The sequence below is a fragment of the Streptomyces sp. BPTC-684 genome, assembly GCF_030028635.1.
Taxonomy (GTDB): domain Bacteria; phylum Actinomycetota; class Actinomycetes; order Streptomycetales; family Streptomycetaceae; genus Streptomyces; species Streptomyces noboritoensis.
The window spans coordinates 5,894,079-5,909,873 of sequence record NZ_CP124863.1 but is presented as its reverse complement, the minus strand read 5'-3'; the positions used below and the strand labels follow the sequence as shown (position 1 = coordinate 5,909,873).

The following is a 15,795-nucleotide window of genomic DNA, read 5'->3' as shown; positions in this document are numbered from 1 at the left end:
CACTTCAGTGCTCGGTCATAGGCGCGAACCATGTCGGTTCATCGGTCATCGCCTGTTTGATCCGGAAGAGCGAGAACTCCTCCAGGTCCGCCAGCGCGTCGACCGGGAACCAGCCGACCTCCAGGGACTCGTCGTCGTTGACCCGCGCCTCGCCGCCCACGGCCCGGCACTTGAGGCAGATGTCCATGAACTGGCAGCGGTCGCCGTTGGGGTAGGTGACCGGGCGCAGCGCGTCCACCAGGACGACCTTCTCCACGACGCACCGCACGGCGGTCTCTTCGTACACCTCGCGCACAGCGGTCTCGGCGGGCTGTTCACCTGGTTCCGGGATCCCGCCGATGATCGACCACTCGCCGGTGTCCACGCGCCGCCCGAGCAGCACCCGGCCCTCGTCGTCGAAGACGACCACGCTGACGCCCGGCAGGAACAGCAGCTGGTGGCCTGCCGAGGCCCGGATCTCGCGGATGAACTCTGGTGTCGCCATGCTCACCCTAACGAGCCTCGACGGCGTCGGTCTCCTGGTCTCGACGCGCGCGTACGGTACGGCTCACCGCCCAGCCGAGTCCCGCCGCCGCGAGCGCCACCAGGGCCCACTCGGGCGCGGTGCCGAGCCGGGTCGCCGGGGTCTCGGAGGAGCGCAGCGGCACCTTGGCGACGAGCGAGTCGGGCGTGAACATCCTGGTCTTCTGGACGACTTCCCCATCGGGCATGATCACCGCGCTGACCCCGCTGGTGACCGGGACGGTGACGGTCCGGCTGTGCTCGACCGCGCGCACGCGCGACATGGCGAGCTGCTGGTAGGTCATCTCGCTGCGGTCGAAGGTCGCGTTGTTGCTCGGTACGGAGATGATCTGCGCGCCGTGGGTGACGGTGTCGCGCACGGCCCAGTCGAACGCCGCCTCGTAGCAGGTGGCGATGCCGACCTTGGTGCCCGCCATGTCGAACACACCGGGCGCGGTGCCGCGGCTGAAGTCCTGGCGGACCATGGAGACGTAGCCCGGGCCGAACTGCTTGATGAGGCCGCGCAGCGGGATGTACTCGCCGAAGGGCTGGATCTGCCGCTTGTCGTAGGTGGCTCCGGGGCCCGTCTTCGGGTCCCACAGGACCTGCTCGTTGAAGAGCCGTCCGTCGGGGCGCTCGACGACCGCGCCCACCGAGATGGGCGCGCCGATCGCCTTGGCGGCCCGGTCGATGTCGGTGTACGCCTGGGCGTCGGTGTACGGGTCGACGTCCGAGGAGTTCTCCGGCCAGAGCACGAAGTCGGGCTTGGCGGCCTTGCCCGCCTTGACCCGGTCGGCGAGCCGCAGGGTTTCCTTCACGTGGTAGTCGAGCACCGCGCGGCGCTGCTCGTTGAAGTCCAGGCCCAGGCGCGGCACATTGCCCTGGATCACGGCGACCGTGGCGGTGCCGTTCTCGGCCGCGTCGCTGACCAGCGGGGTCGCGGCGAAGGCGGCGGCGACCGGGGCGAGCAGGGTGGCCAGGGCGGCCGCCGCGGCCCCCTTGCGTACGACACCGGTGGCGCGCAGGCGCAGCGCCTGGCGCACGCACTCGTAGAGCCCGAAGCCGCAGAGCACGACGGCGAAGCCGAGGACGGGTGTGCCGCCCAGGGCGGCGAGCGGCAGGAACACCCCGTCCGCCTGGCCGAAGGCGAGCTTGCCCCAGGGGAAGCCGCCGAACGGCACGCGCGCGCGTGCCGCCTCGGAGGCGATCCACATCGCCGCGCCCCACACCGGCCATCCGGGCAGCCGCGAGACCACCGCGATCCCGGCGCCGGCGGCGGCGACCCCGATCGCCTCGATGGCCGCCAGGGCCAGCCAGGGTCCGGGGCCGACCTCCACGCCCGTCCAGACGAGCAGCGGCAGCAGGAAGCCGAGCCCGAAGAGGTAGCCGAGGCCGAATCCGGCCTTCCAGGTACGCCCACGCAGACACCAGCCGAACAGCGCGAACGCGGGCACCGCCAGCCACCACAGGGGCCGGGGCGGGAAGCTCAGGTACAGGAGCACACCGGACAGCGCGGCCGTCGCTGGCCGTACGAGCCGGTGCAGCAGCCGACGGCCGCGCGAGGCGGTGGCGGGCTGCGGTTCGAGCTGCTCTGGCTCGGCTGTGGGGGTGGTGGTCGTGCTCACCCGGCGGAGTCTACGGGCGCGAGCTGTGCCTGCGGCAGACCGGTTCGTACAGTAACCGTCCATATGCGCACGATCACCGTCGATATGCGTCCGATCACTACGTACGCACGCGTACGTGCATCGGAGCACACCCCGCCGGAACGTTTCCGCACGATCTGTACCCAGATCGCGCCCGGCGCCACTACGGTGTGCGCAGTCCGTCAGACGGCCGGGGGGCGGGGATGAGCGCATTGACAGGCCGGTCCGCCGCACCCGAGCGCCGGGCCGGGCCCGATCTCGTCGGCGTCCTGGTGCTGGGCGCCTGCGCGGGCTGGTCACTGGTCGCGGCGGCAGGGCGGGAGGCCCGGCCGGAGGGCGTGCTCCTCGCGGTGCTCGCGGTGGCCGCCGGGTACGCGCTGGGCCGGATCAGCGGCAGTCTGGTGCCCGTGGCGGCGGCGACCTGCGCGGCGATCGCGGGCCTCCTCCTGGCATACGCCTCCAGGGACGGCGTCCCCGGCGCCACCGTCGACCCCCTCCCGGGCCACATCGGCGTCTCGGCCGCGCTCCCCGCACTCGCCGCCGGCGCGGCCTGCTGCGGCGCCTGGGCGGCCCGTACGGCTGCAGCCCGCCTCGTGCTGCGGCTGCTCGCCGTGGGGTGCGCGGGCACAGCCCTCGCGCTCGGTTCGGCGGCGGGCTGCGCGGCGGCGCTCGGCGTCCTGCTGTGCTCCCTGGCGGCGGCCCGGATGCGGCACCGGACGGTGGGCCTCGCGGGGCTCGCGGCGGTCGCCGCGCTCGTCGCGGTGGGGTCGGTCGCCGTGGCCGAGGACGTGCTGCCCGACGGGCTCACCGTCTCCCTGGAGGGCCAGCTCACGCCGGAGCGCGTGCTGCTGTGGCGGGACGCGGTGGAGCTGGCCGAGGAGCATCCCGTGCGGGGAACCGGGCCCGACCGGTTCGGCGGCCTCAGCCCGGTGGCGCGGCAGTCCCCGGTCGCCGCCGGCAAGCCGCACTCCGCGCTGCTCCAGCAGGCGGCCGAGCAGGGCGCGGTGGGAGCCACGCTGCTCGGGGCCACCTACAGCTGGATCCTGTACGCGCTGTGGCGCTCGCCCCGGCCCACACCCGTGGTCCTCACGGCGGGGGCCGCGCTCACCGCGCTGGCCGCGTTCGCCTGCGTCGGCAACGCGCTGAGCTTCACCCCGGTGACGATGGGCGCGGGCCTGCTGGCGGGCCTGGCCACGGCGCGGCCGCCCGGGGACGGGCAGCAGGGGGCGGAGCGGGATGCGGGCGTCGTGCACGCGCGTGGGTGAGGAGGCCTGGGAGAGGCGTACGCGCGCGTGGGTGAAGTTCCCGCGTCACGCGCGCGTGGGTGACGGCAGAGGGGATCAGGCCTCGGCGTGCTTCGCGGCGCCCAGCAGGCGCAGGCGGTCGCGGATGACGCGGACCGCCGCCTCGGCGTCGTCCACCGTCACGGTGAAGACGCGGCCGTCGCCGAGCCGCAGCACCAGGCCCTCACCTCGGCGTACGACGACCGCGGTGCCCTTCTCGGGGCGCCAGCGGTAGCCCCAGCCGCCCCACTGGCGCGGGGTGACGCGGGGCGCGAAGTCGGCGCCCACCACGTCGTCGAGCGAGATCCGGCGGCGCGGCAGGCCGATGTGGCCGCAGCGCACTTCGAGGGAGTCGTCGTCGACCTTCACGGCCACATGGACGAAGGCGAGCGTTCCGTAGATCACCAGGAGCCCGGCCGCGACGCAGCCGATCACCGACATCAGCAGCGGGGCGATGCCGGACGTCCAGTTGGAGTCGACGGCGAGCTCGATGCCGAGCGCCACGCACGCCGCGCCTCCGGCGGCGAGCAGCCACTGGACGCGGTTGGTCGCGCGACCGGTCCAGAGCGCCGGCCGGGGAGCGAGCGCCGGGGCACCACCGTCGTGCGCCGGGGGCTCGGGGGGAAATGCCCTCATGCCCAGCAGACTACTCAGAATCCACAGAAGCGGCAGTGACCGCACTCTCAGTGAGTGTCACCACGTTCAGTGAGCGGGGGTGACCGCCTGGAGCAGCAGGCCTTCCGGGTAGCCGAGCGCGGTGTCCGGAAGGGTGCCGGTGCGGCCGTTGAGCAACACCGTCACGCTGCCGGTGGGCGCCGCGTCGGGGGCGGCTTCCACGCCGGCCCGGCGCAGCGCCTGGGCGACGACGGCCGACGCGCTGCCGTACAGGCCGGGCGCGGACAGACCGGGCTGCCGCACGGCGGCACGCACCCGCTCGGCGACCAGTTCGTAATGGGTGCAACCCAGGACGACGCCCCTTACGTCCTGGGGGGTCCGCTCGGCCGCCGCGGCGATGGCCAGCTCGATGGCGGGCTCGTCGCCGTGCTCGATCGCGTCCGCGAGCCCGGGGCATGGCACCTCGGTGACCTCGACGCCGTCGGCGAACTCACGGATCAGCCCGCGCTGGTAGGGGCTGCCGGTGGTGGCCGGGGTGGCCCAGATGGCGACGGGTCCGCCACTGGCGGCGGCCGGCTTGATCGCCGGTACGGTCCCGATCACCGGGATCCGCGGCTCCAGTTCGGCACGCAGCGCCACGAGGGCGTGCACCGAGGCGGTGTTGCAGGCCACGATCAGGGCGTCCGGACGGAGCTCGGCGGCGGCGCGCGCCACGGCGAGCGCGCGCTCGGTGATCTCCTCGGGCGTGTGCGGGCCCCACGGCATGCTGTCGGGGGCGGAGGAGAGGACGAGGTCGGCGTCCGGCCGCAGCCGGCGCACGACGGCGGCCGCCGCCAGCAGGCCGATTCCGGAGTCCATGAGCGCGATCTTCACCCGGTCACCATAGTCGACCGCCCTCGCGCACCCACTCAGGTGGTGCAGACTGCGGCGGATGAGCGCCCTCGCATGGATCGCCGTGGTGTCACTGGCCTGCTGGCTCTGGCTGCTGCTCGGACAGGGCTTCTTCTGGCGCACCGACCAGCGTCTGCCCGCCCGTTCCGCCCCGTCCGACTGGCCGTACGTCGCCATCGTCGTACCGGCCAGGGACGAGGCCCAGGTGCTGCCCCGCAGCCTGCCCACGCTGCTCGCCCAGGACTATCCGGGCGAGGCGGAGATCTTCCTGGTCGACGACGGCAGTTCGGACGGCACGGGCGAGCTGGCGCGGGCGCTCGCCGCGCGGGAGGAGTGCGCGCTGCCGCTGACCGTGGTCCAGCCGGGCGAGCCCGAGCCCGGCTGGACCGGGAAGCTGTGGGCGCTGCGCCAGGGCATCGCACTGGCCCGCGCGCGCGAGCCCGAGTATCTGCTGCTCACCGACGCCGACATCGCCCATGAGCCGGACAGCCTGCGGGAGTTGGTGGCCGCGGCCCGGTCCAACGGGCTCGACCTGGTGTCGCAGATGGCGCGGCTGCGCGTGGCGAGCGGCTGGGAGCGGCTGGTGGTGCCGGCCTTCGTCTACTTCTTCGCGCAGCTGTACCCCTTCCGCTGGATCAACCGGCCGGGGGCGCGCACGGCGGCGGCCGCGGGCGGCTGCGTCCTGCTGCGGACGGAGGCCGCCGAGCGGGCGCGGATTCCGGAGTCGGTGCGCCAGGCGGTCATCGACGACGTGTCGGTGGCGCGCGCGGTGAGCCGCTCGGGCGGGCGGATCTGGCTCGGGCTCGCGGAGCGCGTCGACAGCGTGCGCCCCTATCCGCGCCTCGCCGACCTGTGGCGCATGGTCGCGCGCAGCGCCTACGCCCAGCTGCGGCACAGCCCGGCCCTGCTGCTCGGGACGGTGGCGGGGCTCGCGCTGATCTACCTCGTCCCCCCGGTCGCGCTCTTCGCCGGGATGGCGCGGGACGACGCCGTGGCGGGCTGGGCGGGCGGGCTCGCGTGGCTGGTGATGGCCGGGACGTACGTACCGATGCTGCGGTACTACCGGCAGCCGCTGCTGCTCGCGCCGCTGCTGCCGTTCACCGCGCTGCTGTACCTGTTGATGACGGTGGACTCCGCCGTCCAGCACTACCGGGGGCGCGGGGCCGCGTGGAAGGGGCGCACTTATGCGCGCCCGGAGGCGACCCCGGACCAGTGAGCCGGGTCGTGCCACCTCGCTTCGACCGCCCGAACCGCGGCCACGCGCGCGTCATTTGCGCCCGGGCGTCCAGTTCATGCCCCACCCGTACGCCTGGTCGATGGTGCGCTGCGGGCTGACACCGCGCGCGGGCACCAGATAGCGGGCCTCGCGCTGGACGACGAGGTCGCCCCCGTTGTTGGTGAGCAGCGCGAGGGCGCAGACCGTGGAGGGCACGGTGCACTCGTCGAGCGAGAAGTCGATCGCGGCCCCGTGCTGGGGCTGGAGGGTGACGGTGGCGTGCAGGTCGGCGAAGCTGCGCGCTCCCTCGTAGATCGTCACGAAGATCAGCACGCGGCGGAGCTGGTCCTTGCAGTCGAGGTTGACCGTGAGGTTCTCGCCGGACGTGACGGCGCCGGTGCGGTCGTCGCCGTCGAGGTGGATGTACGGGGGGCGGCTGAGCGAGCCGAAGGCGTTGCCGAGTGCCTGGACGACCCCCTTGCGGCCGTCCGCGAGCTCGTAGAGGGCGCACAGGTCGAGGTCGAGATCGGCGTGGTTGGCGACGGCACGCCCGAGCTTGGCGCCCCAGCCGCTGAACTGCTTGCGCATCTGCCAGTTGAGGTTGACCCGCAGCGCCCCCGAGCTGCCGCCCTGCTTGGCCAGCGAGACCGTGGGGGCCGCCTTGGTCAGGGTCACCTTGGACAGGCGTACGGGGGCGGGCACGGGCGGTGCGGCCGGAGGCGGCGGGGCGGTCGCCGGGAAGGCGGGCACGGTCGTCGCGGGGGCGGGGGCGGGCGGAGCCGGGGGCGCGGACCTCTGCGGGGCGGCCGCCGGGATCGGGGCCGGGGCCTGGTACGGGGCCGTCGGCGGGGCCGTGGCCGTGCCCGGCCGGTCGACCGTGATCCCGAAGTCCGTTGCCAGCCCTTCGAGTCCGGAGTCGTACCCCTGGCCCACCGCGCGGAACTTCCACGCGCCCTGGCGCCGGTAGAGCTCGCCCAGGATGAACGCCGTCTCCACGGTCGCGTCCCCGCTGTCGAAGCGGGCGAGCTCGGCGCTGCTCGCCGCGTCGAGGACCCGGATGCTCAGCCCCGGGACGCGGCCAAACGTTCCGCCGTCGGCGGAGGCGGCGAGCACCACGCGCTCCACGTCGGGCTCCACGCGCGCGAGGTCGACGAAGAGCGTGTCCGTGACGCCCTCGGCCGAGCTCCGCTTGCCCTCGTGCCGCACCGCGCCGGAGGCGTGCGCGGGCTGGTTGTAGAAGACGAAGTCCGCGTCGGAGCGGACCTTCCCGGTGGCCGACGCGATCAGCAGGGCCGAGGCGTCGGCGTCCGGCACCCCGGGACCGGAACGCCAGGCCAATTCGACGCGTACGGTCGGCGCCGGCACCGGAACATTGGACCCTTTAAGCATGGACATGCTCGCCCCCATCGCGAGTCGGGGTGCCGAAAGATTTTCCGCACCGTCAACCTAAACCCCGGCAGACGTTCCGGCACCCGCCGGTAACCCCTCCCGAGCTCGCCCTTTACAGGATCCGTACGCTCCCGGGCGACCGATTTTCCCATGTTCGCTCGCATTGGGGACGTGCGGTCACTCCGAACCCGTAAAACAACCCTCTTATCGGGCTCCACAACGACCACATCGTGGGCTTAACTTATGTGCCATGACCTCCCCCCGCTCCACCTATGGCGGCGGTTACTACTCCGCGCCGTCCTTCCCGGACACCCCCATCTACGACTCCCTCGTCGCAGAGCGGGGCACGCCTCAGATCGCCCCGATCCGAGTGCCTTCCCTGTACGACACCGGCAGCAGCTATCTGCCGGCCCTCCCGGCCGCGCTCCCCGCCCTGCCCGCCGGTCCCTCCCAGCAGCCCGCGTACGCCTCGTCGTACGGCTACCAGCAGGCGCCGCAGCCGATGCCGCTGCAGCAGGCGCCCGCGCCCTACATCCCGCAGCAGACCGGCGCCCCGCGCGGCTACCCGGGTCCGCAGGCCCAGCAGCAGCGCCCGATGGGCCCGACCGGCTACGAGGCGATGCGCCCGGCGGCCCCGCGCCCCGCGCCCGCCCCGGCGCCGTACGACGGCTACAACCAGCCGTACCAGAACACGGGGTACTGAGCGGGGCCGCCCGCAGCTCCACCGCGTTCGACCGGATGTCCGAGGCGGCTGGCAGGATTGGCTCATGGAGAGTCCGATTCAGCCCGTCGTGCGCCACATCAACGTCTACCCCGTCAAGTCGGTCGGGGGGTACCGACTCGACGAGGTGCCGGTCGAACCGTGGGGTCCGGCCGACGACCGCCGCTGGATGGTCGTCGACGCCGCCGGGAAGGCCGTGACCCAACGCGAGCAGGCGCGGCTCGCGTTGGCCGCCGCCCGTGCGCTGCCGGACGGCTCCGTCCGGCTGTCCGCGCCCGGCCGGGAGGATCTGACCGTCGCCGTGCCCGAGCCGATCGGCGCGAGCGCGGTGACGCTCTTCGGCAAGAAGGTCGAGGCGATAGCGGCCGACGAGAGCGCGCACCAGTGGTTCAGCGACTACCTCGGGGTGGAGGTCAGGCTGGTCCACCTCGACGATCCCGCGACCCGGCGGCCGATCGACCCGGACTTCGCGCTGCCGGGCGAGACGGTGAGCTTCGCCGACGGCTTCCCGCTCCTGGTCGCCACCACGGCCTCGCTGGAAGCGCTGAACTCGCTGATCGCGCAGGGCGGTCAGCCGCACGAGGGCCCGCTCCCGATGAACCGGTTCCGCCCCAACGTGGTCGTCGACGGCACCGAGGCGTGGGCCGAGGACCACTGGTCGCGGATCGCGATCGGCGAGGTCGTCTTCCGGGTCGCCAAGCCCTGCGGGCGCTGTGTCATCACCACCACCGACCAGGCGACCGCCGAGCGCGGCCGCGAGCCGCTGCGCACCCTGGGCCGCCACCGCCGCTTCGGCACCAAGCTGGTGTTCGGGCAGAACGTCGTCCCGGAGCGCACCGGCGTCATCCGCACCGGTGATCCCGTGCGCGTTCTCGCGTAAGCCGCCCGTTCGCGGGAACTCGTGGGGACAGCGGACGCGTTGTGCGGGAGGGGGCTCGGGTGACGTTGCTCTCTCTTGGGCCCGCTCACGCGTAGGGCGCGCCGCGAGGGGCCAGGACGCAAGCGGAAGGGGGTGCGATTCAGTGCGATCCGCAGTGGGGGTGTGGCGTTGGCGGCAGAACCCCTTACGCCGCCGTACGGATCTCGTCGAGGCATGGGTGGCGCTGGCCGCCCTGGTGCTGATGGTGCTGGCCTCGCCGGTGCTCGGCAGCCTGTGCGGGGCGGTCACCGACCGTGCGCTGCAGCGCACGGTGACCAGGGAGCAGCGCGAGCGCCACGCGACGACGGCCGTGGTGGTCCACCAGGCGCACGAGCGCAGTGCGCTCGCCGGCGCCGAGGGGGTGGGCGGCCGCGAGGGCCGGATCCGGGTGGTGGCCAACTGGACGGCGTACGACGGCACTCTCCGCACCGGCACCGTCGCCGCCCCCAGGCGATCGGCTCCCTCGGGCTCCACCTTCCGCATATGGACGGACGACCGGGGCATGCGCACCAGCCGCCCCCTGGACTCCACCACCGCGCACGCGCACGCGGTGTTCGCCGGTATCGGCGCGGCCGCGGCGGCGGCCGGCCTCGTCGAGGGCATACGACGGCTGGTCGTATGGCGCCTGGTGCGACGGCGGTATGCCCGTCTCGACCGCGCCTGGGCCGGATACGGTCCGGACTGGGGCCGTGCGGGAGCAGGCAGCTGACCGGTCAACTCACCGGCCCCGCGCGCGCTACGGTGGACCATCAGTCGCACGTACAGCGTTCGCACGCACGAGGTGGGGGCACAGCAGCGCCATGGCTCAGGGCACGGTCCAGGTAACCCACACCGGCACTTCGAGGTGGCGGCGCCGCACCGGCGAATACGCCTCGCTCGCCGCTGCCCTGGAGGCCGCCGCGGACGGCGACGTCCTCACGGTCGCGCCCGGCACCTACCGCGAGAACCTGGTCCTGCGGCAGGCCGTGACCCTGCGCGGCCCGGAGGGCTCGGCGGGATCGGTGCGGATCGCCCCGGTCGACGGCGTGCCGCTGACCGTGCGCGCCTCCGCCACCGTGCTGGACCTCCAGATCGAGGGGCAGGACGCGGCGGCGCCCGCCCTGCTGATCGAGGACGGCGCGCCCGAGCTGTGCGATCTGCGGGTGGTGACGCGTTCGGCGGTCGGCATCGAGGTGCGCGGCGCGGCCCGCCCCACGGTCCGGCGCTGCACGGTGGACAACCCGGGCGGGGTCGGCATCGGTGTACTGGACGGCGCGGGCGGGCTGTTCGAGGAGTGCGAGGTGGTCGCGGCCGGCCAGTCGGGCGTCTCGGTCCGCGCGGGCGCCCACCCCCGCCTTGAGCGCTGCCGGGTGCACCACGCCTCGGGCGCGGGCCTGTCGGTGACCGGCGAGGGCACCGGCCTGGAGGCGCTGGGCTGCGAGGTGTACGAGATCAAGGGCGCCGGGGTGCAGATCGCCGCGCGCGCCACCGCCCACCTCACCGACTGCACGGTGCACCGCACCTCGGCGGACGGGGTCACGCTCGACACGGACGCGGTGCTCACGCTCGCCGACTGCGACATCCACGACATCCCCGAGAACGCGGTGGACCTGCGCTCCCGGTCGGTCCTCACCCTCACCCGCTCGGCGGTGCGCGGCTTCGGCCGCAACGGCCTCTCGGTGTGGGACCCGGGCACCCGGGTGGACGCCAACCAGTGCGAGATCCACGACAGTACGGGCGACTATCCGGCGGTGTGGGTCAGCGACGGCGCCACGGCGGTCCTTGAGGCGTGCCGCGTCCACGACGTGCCGGACGCGCTGTTCGTCCTGGACCGGGGCTCGCGCGCCGACGTCGTCGACAGCGACATCTCGCAGGTGCGCAACACCGCGGTGTCGGTGAGCGACGGCGCCACCGCGCAGCTCGACGACTGCCGGATCAGGGAGGTGTCCACGGGCGCCTGGTTCCGCGACCACGGCAGCGGCGGCACGCTCGCCAACTGCACCATCGACGCGGCGCAGACCGGCGTGATCGTCACCAAGGGCGCCGACCCCCGCATCGAGCGCTGCACGGTCACCGCGCCCGCCGAGGCCGGGTTCTACGTGTCGGCCGAGGGCCGGGGCGCCTTCCACGGCTGCCGGGTGACCGGCAGCGGGGGCTACGGCTTCCACGTCGTGGACGGCTGCCGTACGACACTGACCCGCTGCCGTACGGAGCGCTGCGCGCGCGGTGGGTACGAGTTCGGTGAGGACGGGCCGGTCGCCGAGGAGTGCACCAGCGACGAGAGCGGGGTGCGCGCCGGGGCACCGGAGCCGCCCGCCGTCCAGACCGCCACCCAGACGATGGGCCTGCTCTCCACGGTCCCGGGGCAGCGGCCGACCGAAGCCGCGGCGGTGTCCGCCGAGGAGCCCGCCCGTTCCTCGCAGGACGTCCTGGGTGAACTGGACGCGCTGGTGGGCCTGGAGAGCGTCAAGCGCGAGGTGCGGGCGCTCACCGACATGATCGAGGTGGGCCGCAAGCGGCAGCGGGCCGGGCTCAAGGCCGCCTCGGTCCGCCGCCATCTGGTCTTCACCGGCTCCCCCGGCACCGGCAAGACCACGGTGGCCCGGCTCTACGGGGAGATCCTGGCGTCGCTCGGGGTCCTGGAGCGCGGGCACCTCGTCGAGGTGTCCCGGGTCGACCTGGTGGGCGAGCACATCGGGTCGACCGCGATCCGCACCCAGGAGGCGTTCGACCGGGCGCGCGGCGGAGTGCTGTTCATCGACGAGGCGTACGCGCTCTCGCCCGAGGACTCCGGACGGGACTTCGGCCGGGAGGCGATCGACACCCTGGTGAAGCTGATGGAGGACCACCGCGAGGCGGTGGTGGTGATCGTCGCGGGGTACACGGCGGAGATGGAACGCTTCCTCAGGGTCAACCCCGGTGTGGCGTCCCGTTTCTCACGGACCATCACCTTCAGCGACTACGACCCGGACGAACTGCTGCGGATCGTGGAGCAGCAGGCCGAGGAGCACGAGTACCGGCTGGGGAGCGGGACGGCCGAGGCGCTCCTGAAGTACTTCACGGCGCTGCCCAAGGGCCCGGCGTTCGGCAACGGCCGCACCGCGCGCCAGACGTTCGAGTCGATGGTGGAGCGGCACGCGGGCCGGGTCGCCCAGTTCGCCGACGCCAGCCCGGACGACCTGAGTCTCCTCTACGCGGACGATCTTCCCGAACTGCCCTGACGGACAGAGGCTGTTGACGGTGCGTCAGCGCTGGTGCGGGAGCACCGGTGCCAGTTCGTCGAGGAGTGCGGTGCGCTCCTCGGCGAAGACCGGGTCGGCCTGGTAGTCCGAGTGGGCCAGGATCGGGGCGGGCAGCGGCTGCCGCTTCGTACGGCCGAAGGCGAGCGGGTCGAGGAGCGGGCCCCGGTCCACGTTCGTGCCGGGCAGGACCGGACCGCCTATCGGGTCGGTGGCCCGCCACAGGTTGCGCCAGCAGTGCAGCTCCCGGTGGAGGGCGGTCAGCTCCGGGCGCCCGAAGTACGCCGGGAACCAGCGCCCGTACAGCCGCTCCAGGGGCGAGCCGTAGGTGAGCAGTGCGACGCTGCGGCGGGTGCGGGCGGGCAGCTGCCACACGGCGGCGGCCGCCAGGACGCTGCCCTGGGAGTGGCCGGAGATGACCAGGCGGCCGCCGGTGCGCCCGGTCCAGGTGTTCATCCGCCAGGCGAGGTCCGGCACGGCCCGCTCGGCGTAGCAGGGCGGGGCGAACGGATGGGCCGCGCGCGGCCAGAACGTGCCCACGTCCCACAGGATGCCGATGGTGCGCCGGGCCGAGGCGTCCTTGTAGGCGCGCCGCCCCCAGGTGACGAAGAGCAGGAAGCCGAGGCCGGTGAACCAGGAGCCGAGCGCCTGGGCGGTGTCGGCGGCCGAGGCGATCACGCCCGGCGCGTCGGCCGCCGCCCGCCCGGGGACCTCCCCGGTGGTCCAGGAGCCCGCGAGCGCGCCCGCGCCGAGCAGCAGCGTGGCCGCGCCGACGATGCCGAGGAAGGCGGGCGCGCGGTCGGTGAGCCCGGCCATCGCACGGGCGTTGGCGATCCGCCGGGAGCGGGCGGCGTCCGGGCGCTCGCCCGGGTAGTCCGCGAGCAGCCCCGGCTCCTCGGCGCGCGCGGTGTGCCAGGTGCGCAACGCGAACCAGGCGACGGCCGGGACGAGGAGCGCCAGCAGGACCGGGATCACCGAGGCCTGCCAAGTCAGCAGCGGCGGCGGGCCCTTGAAGACGTCGCGGGCCGCGCCGGGCGTGCCGGAGCCGTCCAGCCAGTCGGCCACGCGCTGGGCGACCCCGCCGGTCATCACTCCCCCGAGCGCGCACGCCAGGAGTGCGACGGCGGGGCCGCCGAGTCCGGACAGCGCGGTACGGGAGTCGTGCGCGCGGCGCCGCAGCAGGAGCGCGACCCCGGCGAGCAGGACGACCAGGACGCCCTGGGCGAGGGCGATGATCCCGAAGGTGCGGTCGCCCGGGAGCGTGGCGTGCGAGGCCCAGCCGGGCCGCTCCCACGACGCGTACACCATCGACAGGGCGAGCAGGCCGAGGGCGGTCGCGGGCAGGAACGCGATGACGGCCCGGTCCAGGTGCTCGTCGAGACGTGACTCGCTGCGGCCCCGGCCGCACACCACGCCCACCACGACGGCCGCCCCCACGAGGAGAGCCGCCGTCAGGAGCCAGCCCAGGACGTCGAGCGCGGTGCCCGCGGCGGCCCGGTCGCGGCGGGCGGCGGCCCCGGTGACGGCCGCGGCGACGGTGAGGAAACCGGCGGCGGTGTGCGCGGCGCGCAGCCGGGCGACCAGGCGCCGCCCGTACCAGAAGCCGGGGCGGCTCAGGGCGGGTGCGTCCGGCTCGTCGTCGTCCCCGGCGGCGCCGAGCGGCTGCTGGGACTCGTACGCGCTCCAGGTGCGGTTGGAGAGGTACCAGAGCAGTCCGGTCAGGGCGGCGGGGACCAGTGCGGCAAGCGCCAGTCGGCGGCCGGGCGGGCTCCACCAGCCGTGCCGCTCGGGCGACAGGAAGCCGAGCCAGGACTTCCCGGCGGCGCAGTCCGCCGAGCCCGCGCACTGCCAGGCGGCCAGATCGAGCGCGACCTCGCAGACGGCGGCGGTGAGCAGCACGGTCAGGCTGAGCGCGACGAGCCGCACAAGCACCCCGTAGAGCCGCACCGCGCGCGCGGCGTCCCGGGCGGGCGGGCGCATCCAGTGGGCGAGGTTGACCACCATGAACGGCAGGAGCAGCAGCCACAGGGCGCGGGCGCCGTTGCCGGAGGTGAGGTTGGCCCAGCAGTACGCCTCGGGCACGGGCCGGTCGCGGTAGCGCTCGGGGTGGTCCTCGGCGTCGGCGTCCTCGGTGCGGCGGTGGACGGCGGCGGTCTCGTCCCCGGTGACCCGGACCGTACGCGGGTCGTCGAGCATGGACTGCGGGGTGGCCCCACCGACGCCGTGGACGAGCAGTTCGAGCGCGGGTCCGCCGTCGTCGGCGGCCGGTGTGGCACGGGACACTTCTGTGACTCGCTCTCATGGTGGGAGGATCGGCGGCGGAACACGGCGGGGCGGTTCGCGGATCGTGCGGGTCGGGCGTCGTGCGGGGGCCGCGGGCCTCGGCGCGGGGGCCGCGGCGTGCGGGTTCTTCAGGATCTCGGATCGCGGGCCGGAGTGCGGTGTCCTCACGGAATCTCCCCGTGACAGGATTCGGATGTACGGCGACGACATGTACGGCGACGCGGAAGGACCGACCCGGCGGTGACCGACAACCAGAATCTGCTCGCGGAGCAGCGTCGCGCCCTGATCCTCGACGAGGTCAGACGGCGTGGCGGTGTCCGGGTCAATGAGCTCACCCGGAAGCTCAACGTCTCGGACATGACGGTGCGCCGGGACCTGGACGCGCTGGCCCGGCAGGGCGTGATCGAGAAGGTGCACGGCGGCGCGGTGCCGGTGGTCGAGGCCTCCACGCACGAGCCCGGCTTCGAGGCCAAGTCGGGTCTGGAGCTGAGCGCCAAGGAGGACATCGCGCGCGCGGCGGCCGCGATGGCCGTGCCGGGCAGCGCCATCGCGCTCTCCGGCGGTACGACGACGTACGCCCTGGCGCACCGGCTGCTCGACGTGCCGGATCTGACGGTGGTGACCAACTCGGTGCGGGTCGCGGACGTCTTCCACGCGGCGCAGCGGGCCGCGGGCAACGGCGGGAACCGGCCGGGGGCGGCGACCGTGGTGCTCACCGGCGGGGTGCGCACGCCGTCGGACTCGCTCGTGGGGCCGGTCGCGGACCAGGCGATCCGCTCGCTCCACTTCGACGTGCTCTTCCTCGGGGTGCACGGCATCTCGGTGGAGGCGGGTCTCTCCACGCCGAACCTGGCGGAGGCGGAGACCAACCGCCGGTTCGTGCAGTCCGCGCGGCGGGTGGTGGTGGTCGCGGACCACACCAAGTGGGGGACGGTGGGGCTGAGTTCGTTCGCCTCGCTGGACGAGGTGCACACGCTGGTGACGGACTCGGGGCTCTCCGACGCCGCGCGCGAGGAGATGGCCGAGCATCTGCCGGGGCTGCTCGTGGCGGGCGAGGACGACTCCGAGGTGGACGTGGCCCCCGCCGAAGACATCTGACGGACCGCCAGTTAAGGT

The 15,795-nt window shown here is 74.0% G+C and carries 13 protein-coding genes; 7 read left to right on the top strand and 6 right to left on the bottom strand.

Going from position 1 to position 15,795, the window contains the following annotated elements:
* Window positions 1-4 precede the first annotated feature (4 nt).
* Together QIY60_RS26320 and lnt are read right to left on the bottom strand one after the other, a co-directional pair.
* On the bottom strand, window positions 5-484 hold the full coding sequence (locus QIY60_RS26320) for an NUDIX domain-containing protein (protein ID WP_283144656.1): 480 nt from the start codon (window positions 482-484) through the stop codon (window positions 5-7).
* Between the two features lie 7 nt (window positions 485-491).
* The gene (gene lnt / locus QIY60_RS26315) at window positions 492-2,126 is read right to left on the bottom strand and encodes an apolipoprotein N-acyltransferase (protein WP_283144655.1); all 1,635 of its coding nucleotides are present in this window, start codon (window positions 2,124-2,126) and stop codon (window positions 492-494) included.
* Window positions 2,127-2,347: 221 nt separating this feature from the next.
* Between lnt and QIY60_RS26310 the strand changes: the two genes are divergently transcribed.
* Entirely contained in the window at window positions 2,348-3,409 is a 1,062-nt protein-coding gene (locus tag QIY60_RS26310) for an O-antigen ligase family protein (RefSeq protein WP_283144654.1), read from the top strand.
* 75 nt (window positions 3,410-3,484) lie between these two features.
* On the opposite strand, the gene QIY60_RS26305 is transcribed toward QIY60_RS26310, so the two are convergent.
* Both QIY60_RS26305 and QIY60_RS26300 read right to left on the bottom strand, forming a co-directional pair.
* Window positions 3,485-4,063 (bottom strand): hypothetical protein, encoded by a 579-nt coding sequence (locus QIY60_RS26305; protein ID WP_283144653.1) that lies wholly within the window; start codon window positions 4,061-4,063, stop codon window positions 3,485-3,487.
* A gap of 66 nt (window positions 4,064-4,129) precedes the next feature.
* The gene (locus tag QIY60_RS26300) at window positions 4,130-4,915 is read right to left on the bottom strand and encodes an aspartate/glutamate racemase family protein (RefSeq protein WP_283144652.1); all 786 of its coding nucleotides are present in this window, start codon (window positions 4,913-4,915) and stop codon (window positions 4,130-4,132) included.
* Window positions 4,916-4,973: 58 nt separating this feature from the next.
* Between QIY60_RS26300 and QIY60_RS26295 the strand changes: the two genes are divergently transcribed.
* Window positions 4,974-6,149: a glycosyltransferase gene (locus tag QIY60_RS26295; RefSeq protein ID WP_283144651.1), complete on the top strand. Its 1,176-nt coding sequence runs from the start codon at window positions 4,974-4,976 to the stop codon at window positions 6,147-6,149.
* Window positions 6,150-6,200: 51 nt separating this feature from the next.
* Here QIY60_RS26295 and QIY60_RS26290 read toward each other — a convergent pair whose 3' ends face one another.
* Complete coding sequence (locus QIY60_RS26290) at window positions 6,201-7,556, bottom strand: TerD family protein (RefSeq protein WP_283144650.1); 1,356 nt, start codon at window positions 7,554-7,556, stop codon at window positions 6,201-6,203.
* Window positions 7,557-7,788: 232 nt separating this feature from the next.
* Between QIY60_RS26290 and QIY60_RS26285 the strand changes: the two genes are divergently transcribed.
* The 4 genes from QIY60_RS26285 to QIY60_RS26270 all read left to right on the top strand — a co-directional run bounded on the left by QIY60_RS26285 (window position 7,789) and on the right by QIY60_RS26270 (window position 12,378).
* On the top strand, window positions 7,789-8,241 hold the full coding sequence (locus QIY60_RS26285) for a DUF6643 family protein (RefSeq protein ID WP_283144649.1): 453 nt from the start codon (window positions 7,789-7,791) through the stop codon (window positions 8,239-8,241).
* Window positions 8,242-8,305: 64 nt separating this feature from the next.
* Complete coding sequence (locus tag QIY60_RS26280; RefSeq protein ID WP_283144648.1) at window positions 8,306-9,139, top strand: MOSC N-terminal beta barrel domain-containing protein; 834 nt, start codon at window positions 8,306-8,308, stop codon at window positions 9,137-9,139.
* A 142-nt stretch (window positions 9,140-9,281) separates the two neighbouring features.
* On the top strand, window positions 9,282-9,887 hold the full coding sequence (locus QIY60_RS26275) for a hypothetical protein (RefSeq protein WP_283144647.1): 606 nt from the start codon (window positions 9,282-9,284) through the stop codon (window positions 9,885-9,887).
* Between the two features lie 91 nt (window positions 9,888-9,978).
* Complete coding sequence (locus QIY60_RS26270; RefSeq protein WP_283144646.1) at window positions 9,979-12,378, top strand: right-handed parallel beta-helix repeat-containing protein; 2,400 nt, start codon at window positions 9,979-9,981, stop codon at window positions 12,376-12,378.
* Window positions 12,379-12,402: 24 nt separating this feature from the next.
* On the opposite strand, the gene QIY60_RS26265 is transcribed toward QIY60_RS26270, so the two are convergent.
* Entirely contained in the window at window positions 12,403-14,679 is a 2,277-nt protein-coding gene (locus tag QIY60_RS26265) for a hypothetical protein (protein ID WP_283144645.1), read from the bottom strand.
* A gap of 240 nt (window positions 14,680-14,919) precedes the next feature.
* On the opposite strand from QIY60_RS26265, the gene QIY60_RS26260 reads away from it, so the two are divergent.
* Window positions 14,920-15,777, top strand: coding sequence for a DeoR/GlpR family DNA-binding transcription regulator (locus tag QIY60_RS26260; protein WP_283144644.1), 858 nt, complete (start codon window positions 14,920-14,922; stop codon window positions 15,775-15,777).
* The last annotated feature ends 18 nt before the right edge of the window (window positions 15,778-15,795 follow it).